Genomic DNA, 16,350 nt, shown 5'->3' with positions numbered 1-16,350 from the left:
AAACGGCCATGCATCATCAATCCTCGGCCGTGGTGGAAACGGTGTCCGCCGACGTGGTCATCATCGGCGCCGGCGTGGTCGGCGGCCTCGCCGCCTGCGCGCTGGCGCGCCACGGGCATTCGGTCATCCTGCTGGATTCCGGCCCGCGCATCGACCGGGTGGAGGCGCTGGAACGCTTCCGCGCCTCGCCGTCGAAGGGGGCCAACGCCCCCTACGAGAATCCCTGGTATGCGCCGCAGCCCGACGACACCGACCTGAACAACTACTACGTCCAGGCCGGGCCGGTCGCCTTCCAAGGGCTGTACATCCGTGGCGTCGGCGGAAGCTCGTGGCACTGGACCGGCCACGCCGAGCGCCATTACCCCAGCGACTTCCGCATGAAGTCGACCTACGGCGTCGGCGTCGACTGGCCGATCACCTACAACGACGTGCTGCCCTACTACCTGCGGGCGGAGCAGGAATGGGGGGTGTCCGGCGACGCGTCGGACTACATCGGCCCCAACCGCCACGGCGAGACCTTCCCGCTGCCCAAGGTGCCGATGTCCTACTCCGACCTCCAGATGGGGGCGGCGGCGGCCACGGTCGATTTCGGCTACGAATCCGGGGGCGTCGTCTTCCCGCCCAAGAAGCTGGAATACGGCCCCTACCCGCACTCGCGCAACTCCGTGCCCTACGACGGGCGCCCGCAATGCTGCGGCAACGCGTCCTGCCGCTTCCTCTGCCCCATCGCCGCCAAATACGACGCCAGCGTCCACGTCACCAAGGCGGAGCTGCTGGGCGTGCGCGTGCTGGACAAGCGCGTGGTCACCCGCGTCGAGGTGGGAAGCGACGGCATGGTGTCGGGCATGCGCTACAAGCACCCCGACGGCTGGGAGGGGCGGGCCATCGGCCGGCGCTACATCCTGGCCGCCCACGCCATCGAGGCGCCCAAGCTGCTGCTCAATTCGAAGGGGGAGCGCACGCCCAACGGCGTCGCCAACACCTCGGACATGGTGGGCCGCAACCTGATCGGGCTGATCGACGTGAACAGTCAGGCCCTGTCGCCCACCCCGACCTACCCCTACCGTGGCCCGGTGAGCGCCACCGGCGGACTGAAATCGCTGCGCGACGGCGAGTTCCGCCGGGTTCACGGCGCCATCGCCACCAACTTCGTCAACGGCGGCTGGAACGCCACGCTGGGGCCGGCGCAGCGCGCGCAGGATCTGATCTCCAAGGGCGTGTTCGGCGAGGAGCTGAACCGGCGGTTGAGGCACGACACGGAGCGCGAGGTGGTGCTGGCCAGCATGGTCGACGTGCTGCCCAACCCGGAGAACCGCATCGTCCCCGACGAGACGATGCGCGACGCGCTGGGCATCCCCCGCCCCAAGGTGAGCTTCCGCTGGGACGACTACACCGAACGCGGCATCCAGGTGGCCCTCAAGATGCACGCCGAGGTCTTCGACGCCATGAAGGCGACCGACCGGACGACGATCCCGCCGGAGGTCGAGACCGCCATCATCGCCGGCACCACGGTGATGGGCAACGATCCCAGGACCTCGGTGGTCGATGCCTCCTGCTGCGCCCACGACCACCCGAACCTCTACATCATCGGCACCGGCGTCTACCCGACCACCGGCATCGTGTCGCCGTCGCTGACCGCCGCCGCGCTGGCGCTGCGCGCCGCCGACCAGATCCACGCCACGTTCAACCAGGGCTGAGCCGAGGGGACCGGAGCCATGACGACCATCTTCGCGACGCCGCTCGGCCGGCGCAGCCTGTTCACCGGCGCCAGCGCCCTGGCGCTCGTCGCCGGGCTGCCCAGCCTGGGCCTGACCCAAGGCGCGGCGCCCTCCTCCGGGGGCGACCCGCTGCTGGAACCCGAGACGGTGACCGCCAATCCGGACACCCACCGCCTCGACGTCGCCATCGACGCGGTCTACGGCTATTACGACCTGAACCGCCGCCCGGTGGCGCTGCGCAGCTACGACGGGGGGCCGCGTCCGCGCACCCTGCGCGTCCGGGCCGGCGACACGCTGGGCCTCAAGCTGGCCAACCGCCTGCCGTCGCCGCCGCCCAATCTGGCGGCCCACGGCGCGGCGGCGGCCAACGGCCATCTCCACCACGTCAGCGCGCCGGTGCCGGGGATGACCGGCCTCAACGTGCCGCACGGCTTCAACCGCACCAACATGCACCTGCACGGCATGCACGTCTCGCCGCGCTCGCCGGCCGACAACGTGCTGCTGACGGTCGAGCCGGGGCAGGTCCAGAACTACAGCTACGCCATCCCGGCGACCCACCCCTGCGGCCTCAACTTCTACCACGCGCACGAGCACGGGTCGGTGGCGCTGCAGGTGGCGAGCGGCATGGCCGGCGCGCTGATCGTCGAGGGCAAGGTCGACGGGATCGAGGGCATCAAGGGCCTTAAGGACGTGGTGATGCTGCTCCAGAGCCTGCCGGTGGACGCGCAGGGCCAGTTGGAGCAATACGCCACGCTGGATACCGGCACCCAGGTCTACATCAACGGCCAGAGGAACCCGACGATCCGCATGAAGCGCGGCGAGGTGCAGCGCTGGCGGCTGGTCAACGCCACCCACGACCGCTTCCTGACGCTCACGCTGGCCGGGCGTCCCTTCGTCGCGCTGGGCTTCGACGGGAACCCCCTGGAGGAAACCGAGGATCACAAGGCCATCTTCCTGGCGCCCGGCAACCGGGCCGAGTTCCTGGTGCAGGCGCCGGAACCAGGCAGCCACGCGCTCGAAGGCGGCACCAACTTCGGCGTGGCCTACGGCACCATCGCCACCGTGCTGGTGGAGGGCGAAGTGGAACGGCCGGCGGAGCCGTATCGCGGCCCGCTGGTCGACTACGCCAAGGATTTCGGCGGCCATCTCAGGCCGGTCGAGGACGGGGAGATCGTGAAGGGCCGCCGGGTCGGCTTCGGGCAGGTCGGCACCCTGCCCTACTGGACCTGGACCATCGACGGCGAGCCCTTCGCGATGGACGAGAAGGGCTTCACCGCCAAGCTCGGCTCCGCCGAGGAATGGGTGCTGACCAACCAGACCAACGACCCGCACCCCTTCCACATCCACATCAACCCGTTCCAGGTGCTGGAAGCCGACGGGCTGCCGGTTCCCGTCAAGCCGGGCCGCTGGCTGGACACCATCACCATCCCGCCGCACGGCCGCGTGCGCCTTCGCACCCGCTACGTCGATTACGACGGCGTCTACGTCTTCCACTGCCACACGCTGGTCCACGAGGACCAGGGCATGATGCGGCTCTTCACCGTGGAGGCCTGACCCCCGACTCGACGCGCAAACTTTGATCCTGGCATCGAAAAGGCTGCAATTGCGACGATGTGACCACGTTCGGCGACGCGGTTCTCCATGCTAGATCAACCGGGAAGACGATGACCGGTCCAGCCGTCCGCCGGTCATCCTTCTCGTCATGACCACCGCTTGGCCGTGACCGATGGTTGTGGCCCATGGACGGCGGGGGCAAGCCCGGCCGTGTCCAGCAACCTGAACGACGTCATCGCAGCTCATCAGCAAGGCAATTTCGGGGCGGCGGAAAGCGGGTACCGCGCCTTTCTCGCGGACCGGCCGAACCACAGCCAAACGCTTCAGATGTTCAGCCTGCTGCTCATGCAGCAGAAACGCTCCGCCGAGGCGATGGCCGTGTACAGGCGGGTCATCGATGCGGAGCCCGCCGTCCCGAACCATTGGGCCAATTTCGGTGGCATGCTGCGCGGAGCGGGACAGGCGGCCGTGGCCGGGGACGCCTATCGCCGGGCGCTCGCGCTCGACCCGGCCCACGGCGCGGCGACCTTCAATCTGGCGAATCTGCTGGGCGCCGCCCCTCCCGGCGGTGCGGGGCGTCCGCTCGACGCGGCGGTCTGGTACGAACGCATCCTCGCGGTGACTCCGGACCAAGAGCAGGCGCGGAACAATCTGGACATCCTCCGGCAGAGAAACGCCGATCGGTTCGAGGCGGCGATGCGGCGGGAGGTGGCCCGCGATCCACAATCCCCGCACGCGCATGAACGGCTGGCCCGAACGCTCCTGCAAAGCAGCGGGTTCCTCGACTGGTATCCGGGCAAGGCCTGCGTGGTGGACTTCCCGCGCGCGCTGGCGGCCTTCGACCATCTGCGCTTCGCCCTGGCGGTCCAACCGGAGCCGGAACAGGGCGACAGGGTGCGAACCTGGCTCGCGCTGGCCCTGGATCTGCTGCAATTGGGAACGCTGGACGACGACCGCCTGGAGCTTGCGGCGCGGACGGCGTGGCAGCGGCTGCGCGTGAAACCGAAGGATTCCCTGGCCGCCGCGCTGGTCGGCTATCACGTCTACCGCCGGGGGCGGCTGACCCTGGCCTCCCGCCTGCAAACGCGCTTCACGGCGCGCTTCACGGCGGCGGAGATCGCCGCCGACGCGGAGTTGGGCTACTGGTCCATGCTGCGCGCGGACGACGCCTTCTTCGCGCGCCTGCGGCCGGTGGACAGCGTCATCGCGCGGTTGCCGGACCTGGAAACGCTGGCCCCGGAAACGATGGCCCCGGAAACGATGGCGGACGCCGGCGACGGCACCACGGAGCCGGCGATCATGGTGAGCGGCGACGATGTCTATATCCGCCGCTTCGGACCGGACCTGCTGCAATCGATCGCCCGGCATTCGCCCGGCGCGTCGGTCGTGCTGCACCTCGTGGCGCCGACGGCCGGGACGCTCGGCCTCGTCGAGGAGTGGCGCCGACGCTACCCCCTGGCCCTGGCCGTCTCCCGCGAGCGCCCGGACCTCTCCGGATGGCCGCCGGTCCGGCGGAGCACCTATTTCGCCTGCGTGCGCTTCATCCGCGCGTTTCAGTGGCACCAGAGGCTGGGCCGGCCGCTCATCGTGCTCGACCTCGACGCGGTGGTTCGGAGCGACCTCCGCCAGTTGGCGTCCGGGATAACGGACCGGGATCTCGGCCTCATGCTGGACAAGCGAAGGCGGGGGCCGTTCCGGGAGATCCTCGTCGGCTTCGACTATTACAACAACACGCCGCTTGCGGGACGGTTCCTGGCGACGGTGGCCGCCTACATCGGGCATTTCCTGCTGGATGCCGAGCCGCGCTGGATGCTGGACCAGTCGGCCCATCTGGCGACCGTCGATTGGTTCCAGCGCCGGAACCCGCCGTTGCGCATCCGCTGGCACGATTTCCAGGGTTTCGCCCATTGCTCCTTCGTCGGCGAGAAATAGCGGCCGGACTCACCGCGCCTGTGCCGCCCGCGTCCCACCGGAACGTCCCTTGGGCAACGCGGCGGATGCGATTTGATAATCATTCGCACTTTCACTAGACTGCCCCAAGGCGGTCGAGCGGCGGGAGCGGGTGCAGGGGTATGGGAGACAGGGACAAGCCCGGTCTGGTCGCGAGCTTCCAGGAGCATTACGGCGACCTGATGCGCTTTCTGATTTGGCGCACCGGCGACGCCGACCACGCGGCGGACGTGGCGCAGGACACGTATTTCCGGCTCGCGGCGCTTCCGGACTCCGAGAAGCCCATCACCAATTTCCGCGCCTACATTCTGCGGGTGGCCCGCAACCTGTCCATCGACCGGCTGCGGCGGGAGAAATGGATGGTCTCGGCCGAGACGGTCGAGGACGAAATGTCCGCCCTGGCCGACGATTCCGTTCCGCTGGACGAGGCGCTGCTGTCCAAGCAACGCCTGCGCCTGCTCGACGAGGCGCTGCGGGACTTGCCCCCCAAGCCGCGCGAGGCGCTGCTGCTGCACCGGGTCGCCGGGCTGTCCCAGGCGGAGATCGCCACCCGGCTCGGCGTGTCGGAGAGCATGGTCACGAAATACGTGGCCCAGGCCATGCTGCACTGCCATAAGTGGCGCCAGCGGCTGGACCGGGACAAGGCATGAGGGTGGGCGCGATGTTTTTTCCTGTCGCCGGCGCCTTCCGGAATCGTCTTATGGTGGAGCACCCCTCTTCCTCCCGACGCAGGCCGCTCTCCCATGTCTGATCCGAAAGACTCCGCCGTGGACGAGGAAGCGTTGGACTGGCTGGTGCGTCTGCAATTCGGCACGGCGAACCGGGCCGATTTCGCCGCGTGGCGCGCCCGCAGCCCGGCGCATGAAAGGGCGGCGCGCGCGGCGGAAACCCTGTGGCGCGAGATCGGCCGGACCGACACGGCCGTGGCCTTCGCCCAGCGGGAGGCCGCCCGCCGCACGGGACCGGACCCACGTGTGGCGCGGCTGCCGTCCGGGGCGACCCGCCCGGCCTCCGGCCGGACCGTCGCCCGCCGGGCGGTGATGACCGGCGCCGTCGCGGCGTCGGCCGCGCTGGTGGTGGGCGGCTCGGGCGTCTTCGGCCCGCTGGCCGCGCTGACCGCCGACTACGCCACCCGGCCGGGGGAGCGCCGCACGGTGTCGCTGCCCGACGAGTCGACCGTGCTGCTCAACACCGCCACCGCGCTGTCCGTGACCTTCACGCCGGAGGAGCGTCGGATCAGCCTGGAGGCCGGCGAAGCCTTCTTCGAGGTGGCGAAGGACCCCGACCGTCCCTTCATCGTCACCGCCAGGGGCGGGGAAACCCGCGCCGTGGGAACCGCCTTCGCGGTGCGCGATAACGGCGATCTGGTCCGCGTCATGGTCACCGAGGGCATCGTCGAAGTCACCGCCCTGTCGGTCGCCCCGGTCAGCCTGGGCGCCGGCCAGGGCATCGACTACGGCCCCAAGGCCACTATGACGGCGCCCTATCACGTCAACGAGGCGGTGGCGACGGCGTGGCGGCGCGGCAAGCTGATCTTCAACCAACGCCCCCTGGTGGAGGTGGCGGCGGAGATGAGCCGATACAGCGCCGGACGCATCGTCGTGACCAGCGAGGAGTTGAAGCGGCTGCCGGTGACCGGCGTGTTCGAGCTGGACGACCCGGACGGCATGCTGCGCGCCATCGAACAGATCCTGCCGGTGAAGGTCGTGCGCCTGCCCCTGCTGACGCTGCTGCGCTGAGTTTGCCCCCACCCTGACCCTCTCCCGCTGGGCGGGGAAGGGGACTGCCGCTGGATGTTTGCAAAAATCCAACCGCTCCCCTCCCCCGCCCAGCGGGGGAGGAAGGGTGGGGGCAAACGTGGCTGGGCTCCGCACTTGCCCGGAGGCTGCTCCCGCCACACCCCTGCCACTTTTTTGCAAGGCCCCTCCACTTTCTTGCATTTTCCGCTGTCGCTCGGCCATTCGTCATCCGTCCTTTTGTGGGACGAGAATGATTTGCATTCGCTTATTGATCCGTCCCGTTCAAGAAACGACAGCGTCTTCAAGGGGATAGACCATGGCCGTTCCGGCGGTTCGCATCATTGGGCGGGGGCTTCGCCACGCCCTGCTCGTCTCGACCGCCTGCACGGCGTTGGCCGTCGCGCCGGCCGCCCACGCCGCCGAACGCGCCGCCCAAGTCGCCCAGTCGGGCCAGGACGCGGCCCAGCGCTTCAACGTGCCGCCGCAATCGCTGGACAGCGCGCTGACCGCCTTCGCCGATCAAGCCGGCTTCAAGCTGCTGTTCGCGGCCCCGGCGGTGCGCGGCCTGAGCAGCCCAGGCCTGACCGCCACGGCCACCCCGACCGACGCCCTGAACCGCCTGCTGTCGGGCAGCGGCTTCACCTGGCGCTTCACCGGCCCCAAGACGGTGACGCTGGAGAAGGTCGCCGTCTCCGGCGCGGTCGTGCTCGACCCGGTGACGGTGCAGGGCGGCGGCGGCCGCGAGAATCCCACCGGCCCCGTGCCGGGCTATGTCGCCAAGCGCACCGCCGGCGCCACCAAGACCGACACGCCGCTGGTCGAGACCCCCCAGAGCATCAGCGTCGTCGGCGCCGAGGAGTTGGAGGCGCGCAACGCCCAGACCCTGGAGGACGCCGTCAAGTACACGCCCGGCGTCGTGCTGTCCTACGGCTCGGCCGGCGATTCGCGCAGCTCCTGGTACAAGATGCGCGGCTTCCCGGTCACCACCACCTATTACCGCGACGGCCTGAAGGTCGCCGGCCAGAGCTGGCAGCGGATGGATTCGTTCCTGATGGAGCGCGTCGAGATCCTGCGCGGCCCCGCCTCGGTGATGTACGGCCAGAGCGTTCCCGGCGGCCTCATCAACATGGTCAGCAAGCGTCCCCAGGACGCGCAGTCGGCCGAGGTCGCGGTGGAGTACGGCTCCAACAACTGGAAGCGGGTGGAAGGCGACATCACCGGCCCGCTCGACCAGGACAAGGAGTTGCTCTACCGGATCACCGCCGCCGTCCAGGACAGCGAGGGCCTGAACGGCATCGACCACGATCAGGCCGACCGCAAGATGATCGCCCCCTCGCTGACCTGGAAACCGCAGCCGGGGACCAGCGTCACCGTGGCCGCCGTCCATCAGGTGGACGAGAGCCGGGGATGGACCCCGCGCCGGCGCTACACCACCGCGGCCGGAACGGTCAGCTCCAAGACCTACATGGGCGAGCCGGACTACGACCGCTACCACCAGGAACAGACCCAGGTGACCCTGCTGGCCGAGCACGCGGTCAACGACAGCCTGAAATTCACCTTCGGCGGCCGCTACGCGAAATACGACCTGGATTACCGGCAGGTCTGGCCCGGCAGCTTCCAGGCCAACGGCCTGATCATGAATCGCGCCCAGTACGTCTATGGCCAGGAGGCCGAGAACTACGCGTTCGACGCCCGCGCCGAAGGGAAGTTCTCCGTCCTCTCCACCGAGCACACGCTGATGGGCGGGGTGGATTACTCCTACCTGAACATGAAGGACGGCTTCGGGTCGCGGGCGGTCGAGACCTCCCTCAACCTGTTCAACCCGGTCTACGGGCGCTACGGGTCGCAACCGGCCCTGTCCTACACCGACGCGGATGCCCGCATGCTGGGCGTCTACGTCCAGGACCAGATCACGGTGGCCGACAACTGGATCTTCCTGCTGGGCGGCCGCCGGGACTTCCCCGGCGTGTCCAGCGGCAACGCCTACCAGAACGCCTACACCGGCCGCTTCGGCGTCGCCTACAAGACCGATTTCGGCGTGGTCCCCTACGCCAGCTACGCCGAATCCTTCGAGCCGCAATCGGGCACCGGCTGGGGCGGCACCCGCTTCGAACCCACCACCGGCCGCCAGTACGAGATCGGCGTGAAGTACGAGCCGCCCGGCACCAACCTGCTGGCGACCGTCGCGCTGTTCGACCTGCGCAAGCAGAACGTCCTGACCCCGGACCCCGACATCACCCACCTGTGCAGCGGCAGCCGGTGCAGCGTGCAGACCGGCGAGGTCAAGTCGCAGGGCGTCGAGCTGGGCCTGACCATGGAGTTGGCCCAGGGGCTGAAGGGCGTCGCCGCCTACACCTACAACCCGATCGAGGTGACCAAGAGCAACACCGCCAGCGAGATCGGGCGGCAGCAGTCCGACCAGCCGATCCACACCGCCTCGCTGTGGCTGGACTACGGCGTGCAGGACGGCCCGCTGGCCGGCTTCGGCGTCGGGGGCGGTCTGCGCTTCGTCGGCAAGACCACCAACAACGCCAGCAACGTCACCACCGCCGCCTATGTGATGGACGAGATGATGCTGCGCTACAGCACCGAGGCGTGGCGCCTGTCGGTCAACGTGCGGAACCTGCTGGACCGCGAGGTCGAGTACACCTGCACCAAGAGCGCGACCCAGTCGATGTGCTACCTCAACGAACCGCTGACCCTCACCGCCCGCGTGTCCCGCAAGTTCTGAGGGCTGCGGACGCGGAGGACCGTCATCCCCGCGAGGGCGCGGAGGCACCGGCCGACGGCCCCACGGGGGAAGAGGACGGGGTCCTTACCCCACGCCCCAGCCGCCGGTGTCGGGGAAGGGCGCCATGGGCCGAGGGGCGGCGGCCAGCCCGCCGACCCTCAGCCCTTTCGGCAAGGCCGGCGCGTTCGCCGGGGAGGCCCGCAGCCGGGTCGCCTTGACCCACCAGCGCGGTTCCGCCGCCCCGACGCGCGCGGCGGCGGCCTCGGCCTCGGCCGCGCTGGCGTAGAGCGCGAAGCAGGTCGCCCCGCTGCCCGACAGCCGGGCCAGCAGGCAGCCGTCCGTCCGTTCCAGCGCGGCCAGCGTGTCGGCGATCGCCGGGGCCACGGTCAGGGCCGCATCCGTCAGATCGTTGGCCCGCTCCCGCAGCAGCGCCGCCAGCGCCGTTGCGTCGGCCGGGGCCGTGGCGAAGCGCGCCGGGGCTGAGAAGGCGCCGCCGGACGTGGCGCTCCGGGCCTTGAACACCGCCGGGGTCGGCACCGGCACGCCGGGGTTGGCGAGCACCGCGTGGGTGTCCGGCAAGGCCGGCGCCTCGTCCAGGATCTCGCCAGTGCCGCCGAAGAAGCAGCTCCGCCCGGCGACGCAGACCGGCACGTCGGCGCCCAGCCCGGCGGCGATCCCGTAGAGGCGGGCATCCTCCGCCTCCAGCCCCCACAGCCGGCCGAGCGCCCGCAGGCACGCCGCCGCGTCGGCCGATCCGCCGCCGATGCCGGACGCCACCGGCAGGGCCTTGTTCAGCGCGATCATCACGTCGGCCTCGCGCCCCAGCCGCGCCGCCAGCGCGTGCGCCGCCCGGATGACGAGGTTGCCGGCGGGATTCTCCCCCATCAGCGCCGGCCCGAACGGCCCGGAAATCGCCAGACGCGGCCCGGCGGGGGGCAGGTCGGCCCCGCGCAGGGCGATCCGCGCGCCCCCCGGCTGCAGGGTCACCGTGTCGCCGATCTCCGCGAAGGCGACGAGGCTGTCCAGCTCGTGATAGCCGTCCGGGCGCTTGCCGGTGACGTGCAGGTAGAGGTTCAGCTTGGCCGGTGCGGCCTCGACGATGGGGGCGGCGGTCATGGGGTCACCGGGTGGAGGGAGCGTCGGCCCTGTGTGGCACCGATGCCGCGCCACGGCAAGGCCGTCCGGCGGGACGGAGGAACGACGCAGGCGAGTCCGGCCCCTGCCGGCCACGGACGGTCGCCTGCGTCATTCTTTCAACTCAGAATCGTCATGCTTTGCGTATAGGATCATCGCAAGACCGTCGGCCGGGCCATCATTTCAGGGGGAAAGCGTCTTGGACATCAGCGCGACCATTGCACAGGACATCTGCGATCACATCGGCCGCGAACTGGACGTCGTGGTGTCCTTCATGGGCAAGGGCGGCACCATCGTCGCCTCCACCGCCCGCGACCGCATCGGCACCGCCCACGCCATCGCCGCCGACATCATGGCGCGCCGGACCGACGAGCGCGGCGTGAGCAAGGAGGAGGCCGCCAAGTCCGGCGGCACGATGCGCGAGGGCTTCAACGTCGCCATCGACCTGAACGGCGAGCGCATCGGCACGCTGGGCGTCGCCGGCCCGGTCGACCAGGCCCGCCGCTACGCCCGCATCGCCCGCCACTGGGCGCTGTCGATGCTGCGCGCCGAGAGCGCCGAGGCCGAGCGCGCCACCGTGCTGCGCGCCCTGTCCGAACGGCTGGAGCGCGACATCGGCGGCATCGCCGCCGAGATGACCGAGGCCGGGCGCAAGCTCGACACCGCCGTCGGCACCGTGCGGCGGGCCGGCGACACCTGCCTGCGCCAGACCGGCGAGGCGGCCGGCGCCGCCCGCGCGGTGGACGGCTCCGTCGCCGCCATCGCGGGCGTGCTCGACCGGCTGTCCTCGACCTCCGCGCGGATCTCCGGCGACACCAGCAAGGCGCGCGAGATCAGCCAGGCCGCCGCCGCCGACAGCGACCGCGCCACCACCGTGATGACCTCGCTGCGCGCCGCCGCCGAGCAGATCGCCAGCGTGGTCAAGCTGATCAACGCCATCGCCAGCCAGACCAATTTGCTGGCGCTGAACGCCACCATCGAGGCCGCCCGCGCGGGCGAGGCCGGGCGCGGCTTCGCCGTCGTGGCGAACGAGGTGAAGGCGCTGTCGCGCCAGACCGCCGACGCCACCAAGCAGATCGCCGACCAGGTTTCCAATCTGCAGAAGGAGACGGCGGCGGTGGACGAGGCGCTGGGCCGCATCCATTCGACCATCGGCTCGATCCAGACGATCAACGGCACGGTGGCCGCCGCCATCGACGAGCAGGCGATGCTGACCGCCGAGGTGTCGCGCACGCTCGACCGCTCGCGCCAGGACGCTATGGCCGCCGAACAGCGCATCGGCGACGCGGAACAGACTTTGTCCGGCGTCACCCACACGCTGGAGGAGTTGACGACGCTGAGCCAGAACATCGGCGCGCGGGCCGGCAGCCTGGGCGGTCGGATCGGCGACGCGCTGCGTCAGGTGCGCGGGTAAGGGAGAGCACGCTTTCCATTGCCCGAACAGGCGAAGCCCCTCTCCCCTTGAGGGAGAAGGGCTTCAAACGGTCGTCGCTGCAACGATCAAGTCCGTGGACAAGGCGTCGTCGGGTCGGGATCGGCGGTCCGCCGCGCCGCCGCCGCGCCGCCCGGCAACGGCACGATCAGGCGGCGCTTCACCGGCTGCGGCGCCGCGCGGCGCGACACGCCGGCGAAGATCTGCTTGGACGCCTCGATCATCGTCACCCCGGCGAAGGCCTTGAACCAGCGCCCGCCGACCTCTTCCCAGGCCGGCGCGGTCTTCAGCAGGAAGCGCGAGCGCAGCGGCGGGATGAACAGGGCATGGCCGGTGCGCTCGGGCACGAACATGGTGTCGCGCAGCACCTGCTTGAGCTGCGAGGCGGAATAGGGGAAGCCGTGGCCGAACGGCGTCCAGTCGGCCCGCGCCCACAACCCGCGCCGGTTCGGCACCACCGCCAGCACCCGGCCGCCGCCGGCCAGCACGCGCCAGATCTCGCGCATCATCGGGCGCAGCTGCTCGGTGCCCTCGAGCCCGTGGACCAGCAGCACGCGGTCGATGGTGTTGTCGCCGAAGGGCAGGTCGGCCTCGTCGCCCAGCGCCACCATGCCGCGCCCCTCCGGCGGCCAGAAGCTGACGCCCTGGCTGGCCGGCATCACCGCCGCCACCCGGTCGGCCTCGTCCATGAAGGGCCGCAGGTAGGGCGTGGCGTAGCCGACCCCGACGACGATCTGGCCGCGCACGTCCGGCCAGATGGTGCGCACGCGGTTCCGGATCATCCGCTGGGCCATCTGGCCCAATCCGGACTCGTAGAACTCCCTCAGATCGACGATATCTGTGTACATGGCATCCCAAGCGTATCACGGTTTCGCATCGCAACAGAGGGAGTCCGCTGCCGTGGAGGTCGTTCTCGTTCCGGCGTTCGCCGACAACTACATCTATGTGCTGCGCGACGACGCGTCCGGCAAGGTCGGGATTGTCGATCCCGGCGATGCGGCGCCGGTGATCGCGGAGCTGGACCGGCGCGGCTGGACGCCGACCCACATCTTCCTCACCCACCACCACAACGACCACATCGGCGGCGTCGCCGAACTGAAGGCGCGCTACCGGCCGACCGTGATCGGCGCGCGGGCCGACGCCCACCGCATCCCGGATCTGGACGTGGCGCTGGGCGAGGGCGACCGCACCGTGTTCGGCGAGCAGGCGGTGCGGGTCTTCGCGGTTCCCGGCCACACCAGCGGGCACATCGCCTTCTGGTTCGAGGGGGCCGACGCGCTGTTCCCCGGCGACACCCTGTTCGCGCTCGGCTGCGGGCGCCTGTTCGAGGGCACGCCGGAGCAGATGTGGGACTCGCTGGTCCAGCTGCGCGCGTTGTCGGACCCGACGCGGATCTATTGCGGGCACGAATACACCCTGTCGAACGCCCGCTTCGCGGTGACGGTCGATCCGGAGAACGCCGCGCTGCGCGCCCGCGCCGACGAGATCGCGGCTCTGCGCGAGCGGGGGGAGCCGACGATCCCCTCGACCATCGGGGTGGAGCGCCGCACCAACCCCTTCCTGCGCGCCGACGACCCGGCGGTGCAGGCGGCGGTCGGGCTTCCCGGCGCAACGCCGGAGCGGGTCTTCGCCGAGATCCGCAGCCGCAAGGATCATTTCCGAGGCTGATCTTTCGGATGACCGAAGCGACAGGGCGGGTTAGGGTTGCGTCCATGACACCGCATCCCCTTGATGAGGAACCCGCCCGATGATGACCCTGCGTTGGAGCGCCACGTCGCCTTACGTGCGCAAGGTGATGATGGTCGCCATCGAAGCCGGGCTGGATGGCCGGCTGTCCTGCCGCGCGACGGATCCGTGGTCGGCCGACACCGACCTGCCCAACGACAACCCGCTCGGCAAGGTGCCCGCCCTGACGGTGGAGGACGGGACCGTCCTGTTCGACAGCCCGGTGATCGTCGAATACCTCGCCGCGCTCAACCCGGCGGCCGGGCTGCTGCCGGCGGACGGACCGGCGCGCTGGGCGGCGCTGCGGTTCCAGGCGGTGGCGGACGGGATCTGCGACGCGGCGATCCTGCGCCGGCTGGAGAACAACCGCCCGGACGGCGAGAAATCCGCCGGCTGGATGGAGCGCCAGCGCAAGGCGGTCGCCCGCGCGCTGGACGTTCTGGAGGCCGAGGCGGCGACGCTGTCCGCCACGCCGCCCGACCGCCCCACCATCGGCACGCTGGCGGTGGTGGCGGCGCTCGCCTATCTCGACTTCCGCTTCGGGCACGAGCCGTGGCGCGAGGGGCGGCCGGCGCTGGCCGCGTGGTTCGCCACGGCGTCCGACCGCGACAGCGTCCGCCGCACGGTCCCGCCGGGCGCGTGACGGCCGGCACCCGACCGGCCTGGCTGGCTGGCTGGCTGGCTGGCTGGCTGACTGACGGCTCGGCGGGCTCGCCTCAGCCTTCCAGGAAATCCTCGTACATCCGCAGCGTTTCGGCGACCGCGTCGGCACGCTGGCGGGGCCACCAGACGGTGGCGGGGGTAAGGGTCACCAGCGTGCCGGGCGGCGCCAGGGTGCGCGCGTGGTCCAGACTGTCCGCCAGCATGTCGTCCGCCCCGGAGCAGATCATCATCGGACGGGTCGCTTGGCCGATCCGCGCGGCGGTGTCGTATTCGAAGGCGGCGCGGTAGGCGCGGTCGTAATGGGCGCCGCTCTGCAGCAGGCCGACGGTGAAGGCGTGCAGATCCTCCGCCTCCGGCAGGCCCAGACGCCGGGCCGCCGCGCGCTCCACCCGGTACCACGGCCAGTAGAGGAACATGTCGCGGCGCCAGTTCCACGCCTGCACCAGATGCCGCCCCCAACGGTCGGGGACCAGCGGCGGGAAGTAGTGGCGCAGCACGTCGTCCAGGAAGCCGCCGCTGACGAAGACCGGCGCTTCCAGCACCGCGCGGCCGACGCGGTTCGGCTGGCGCAGCAGGATCTCCAACGCCACCAGCGCGCCGGTGTGCGAGCCCCACAGGTCGAACTCCTCCAGCCCGAGCGCGTCGGCCACCGCCAGCGCGTCGGTCGCCAGCGCCTCGATGCTCGCGGGCCGCTCCGGCTTGTCGGACCAGCCATTGCCGAGATAGTCCGGCGCGATGACGCGGTGTCGCTCCGCCAGCTTGCGGACCACCGGCGCGAAGGGCGCCGCCGAACCGCCGCCGGTCTGGAACACCAGCAAGGGCCGGCCCTCGCCGCCCGCGCGGCGCAGATGCACCCGGCCGGCGGGGATGTCCACGTGGTCGCACCAGAGCGCGGCCGGATCGGCGAAGGGCCGCGTCGGCGGCAGCGCCCCGGCCTTCGGCAGCGCGCCGCGCAGCGAGACCAACCGCGCGGCCAACGCGCCGTCCGCGATTTCCTCGACCGACACGCCGTTCACCGACACGCCGTTCCATGAACCGCCCACGCAGAGCGACCACAGCGCCTCGTAGCGTTCCGGGGCGACGGAGGCGGCGACCACCGCTTCGTTCAGATCCGCGTCGCTCGGGATCGCGGGGCCGTCGAACGCCGGCAGATGGGGAATTTCGGGATCGAGCAGATGGCGGTCGCGGATGTGCGTCCACAGCGCCAGCAGATGCGCCCCGTCCTGGCGCGGCGCCAGCGAGGGCGGGCGGATCCCCTGTCCGCTCCAGGCGCGGGCCGCGTCGGCCCCGCTCAGCAGCACGGCGGCGGGCGGGATCGCAACCCTTCGCGCCAACGCCACGGCCAGCGGCCCCGTCAGGTCATGCGCCAGCAGCACCGCCGGGCCGATGCCCAGCGCGGCCAGCGCCTCGGCGATCCGTTCGGCAAGGCCCTCCAGGCTGTCGGCCCACAGCCCGGCGGACCCGCCGATGCCGGGCAGTTCCACCACGGTGACCGTCCAGCCGGGAGCCGTCTCGGCCAGCATCCGCGCCCGCACGGACGCCGCCACGGTCAACCCCGGCAGCACCACCAGATCCGGCCCGCTGCCTTCGCGCCAGACGCGCAGCTGCCCGGCCGCCGTCGTCGCATAGTGTGGAAACGCCATGTCCCCTCCCTTGTCCGCCACGGCGCCACGCCCGGCGCCAAGGGCGACGTTCTTGATTTTA

12 protein-coding genes are annotated in these 16,350 nt (G+C 70.8%); 9 read left to right on the top strand and 3 right to left on the bottom strand.

Annotated features, from left to right (window positions below; translation table 11 throughout):
- Window positions 1-8 precede the first annotated feature (8 nt).
- From EJ913_RS15275 to EJ913_RS15250, 6 genes are all read left to right on the top strand, one after another.
- The gene (locus tag EJ913_RS15275) at window positions 9-1,697 is read left to right on the top strand and encodes a GMC oxidoreductase (RefSeq protein ID WP_126999325.1); all 1,689 of its coding nucleotides are present in this window, start codon (window positions 9-11) and stop codon (window positions 1,695-1,697) included.
- Between the two features lie 18 nt (window positions 1,698-1,715).
- The gene (locus EJ913_RS15270) at window positions 1,716-3,272 is read left to right on the top strand and encodes a multicopper oxidase family protein (RefSeq protein ID WP_126999323.1); all 1,557 of its coding nucleotides are present in this window, start codon (window positions 1,716-1,718) and stop codon (window positions 3,270-3,272) included.
- Between the two features lie 210 nt (window positions 3,273-3,482).
- Window positions 3,483-5,204 carry a tetratricopeptide repeat protein gene (locus EJ913_RS15265; RefSeq protein WP_126999321.1) on the top strand — a complete coding sequence of 574 codons (1,722 nt, stop codon included), beginning with the start codon at window positions 3,483-3,485 and terminating at the stop codon, window positions 5,202-5,204.
- A 140-nt stretch (window positions 5,205-5,344) separates the two neighbouring features.
- On the top strand, window positions 5,345-5,872 hold the full coding sequence (locus EJ913_RS15260; RefSeq protein WP_126999319.1) for an RNA polymerase sigma factor: 528 nt from the start codon (window positions 5,345-5,347) through the stop codon (window positions 5,870-5,872).
- Between the two features lie 93 nt (window positions 5,873-5,965).
- Entirely contained in the window at window positions 5,966-6,961 is a 996-nt protein-coding gene (locus EJ913_RS15255) for a FecR family protein (RefSeq protein ID WP_126999317.1), read from the top strand.
- A 316-nt stretch (window positions 6,962-7,277) separates the two neighbouring features.
- On the top strand, window positions 7,278-9,692 hold the full coding sequence (locus EJ913_RS15250; RefSeq protein WP_238521784.1) for a TonB-dependent siderophore receptor: 2,415 nt from the start codon (window positions 7,278-7,280) through the stop codon (window positions 9,690-9,692).
- Window positions 9,693-9,776: 84 nt separating this feature from the next.
- On the opposite strand, the gene EJ913_RS15245 is transcribed toward EJ913_RS15250, so the two are convergent.
- Window positions 9,777-10,808, bottom strand: a complete 1,032-nt coding sequence (locus EJ913_RS15245) for a 4-(cytidine 5'-diphospho)-2-C-methyl-D-erythritol kinase (RefSeq protein ID WP_126999315.1) — start codon at window positions 10,806-10,808, stop codon at window positions 9,777-9,779.
- A gap of 217 nt (window positions 10,809-11,025) precedes the next feature.
- On the opposite strand from EJ913_RS15245, the gene EJ913_RS15240 reads away from it, so the two are divergent.
- A complete protein-coding gene (locus EJ913_RS15240) occupies window positions 11,026-12,240 on the top strand; it encodes a methyl-accepting chemotaxis protein (RefSeq protein ID WP_126999313.1) in 1,215 nt (404 codons plus the stop codon).
- A gap of 86 nt (window positions 12,241-12,326) precedes the next feature.
- Here the strand turns inward: EJ913_RS15240 and EJ913_RS15235 are convergent, their stop codons facing one another.
- Window positions 12,327-13,106: a class I SAM-dependent methyltransferase gene (locus tag EJ913_RS15235; RefSeq protein ID WP_126999311.1), complete on the bottom strand. Its 780-nt coding sequence runs from the start codon at window positions 13,104-13,106 to the stop codon at window positions 12,327-12,329.
- A gap of 52 nt (window positions 13,107-13,158) precedes the next feature.
- Between EJ913_RS15235 and gloB the strand changes: the two genes are divergently transcribed.
- The gene (gene gloB / locus EJ913_RS15230) at window positions 13,159-13,926 is read left to right on the top strand and encodes a hydroxyacylglutathione hydrolase (protein WP_211098962.1); all 768 of its coding nucleotides are present in this window, start codon (window positions 13,159-13,161) and stop codon (window positions 13,924-13,926) included.
- Between the two features lie 79 nt (window positions 13,927-14,005).
- Window positions 14,006-14,626, top strand: coding sequence for a glutathione S-transferase N-terminal domain-containing protein (locus EJ913_RS15225; protein WP_244939367.1), 621 nt, complete (start codon window positions 14,006-14,008; stop codon window positions 14,624-14,626).
- A 73-nt stretch (window positions 14,627-14,699) separates the two neighbouring features.
- Here the strand turns inward: EJ913_RS15225 and EJ913_RS15220 are convergent, their stop codons facing one another.
- Window positions 14,700-16,289: an alpha/beta fold hydrolase gene (locus EJ913_RS15220; RefSeq protein ID WP_126999307.1), complete on the bottom strand. Its 1,590-nt coding sequence runs from the start codon at window positions 16,287-16,289 to the stop codon at window positions 14,700-14,702.
- Between the last annotated feature and the right edge of the window lie 61 nt (window positions 16,290-16,350).

The sequence above is a fragment of the Azospirillum doebereinerae genome (assembly GCF_003989665.1).
Taxonomy (GTDB): domain Bacteria; phylum Pseudomonadota; class Alphaproteobacteria; order Azospirillales; family Azospirillaceae; genus Azospirillum; species Azospirillum doebereinerae.
This window is presented reverse-complemented; position numbering and strand designations above follow the sequence as displayed.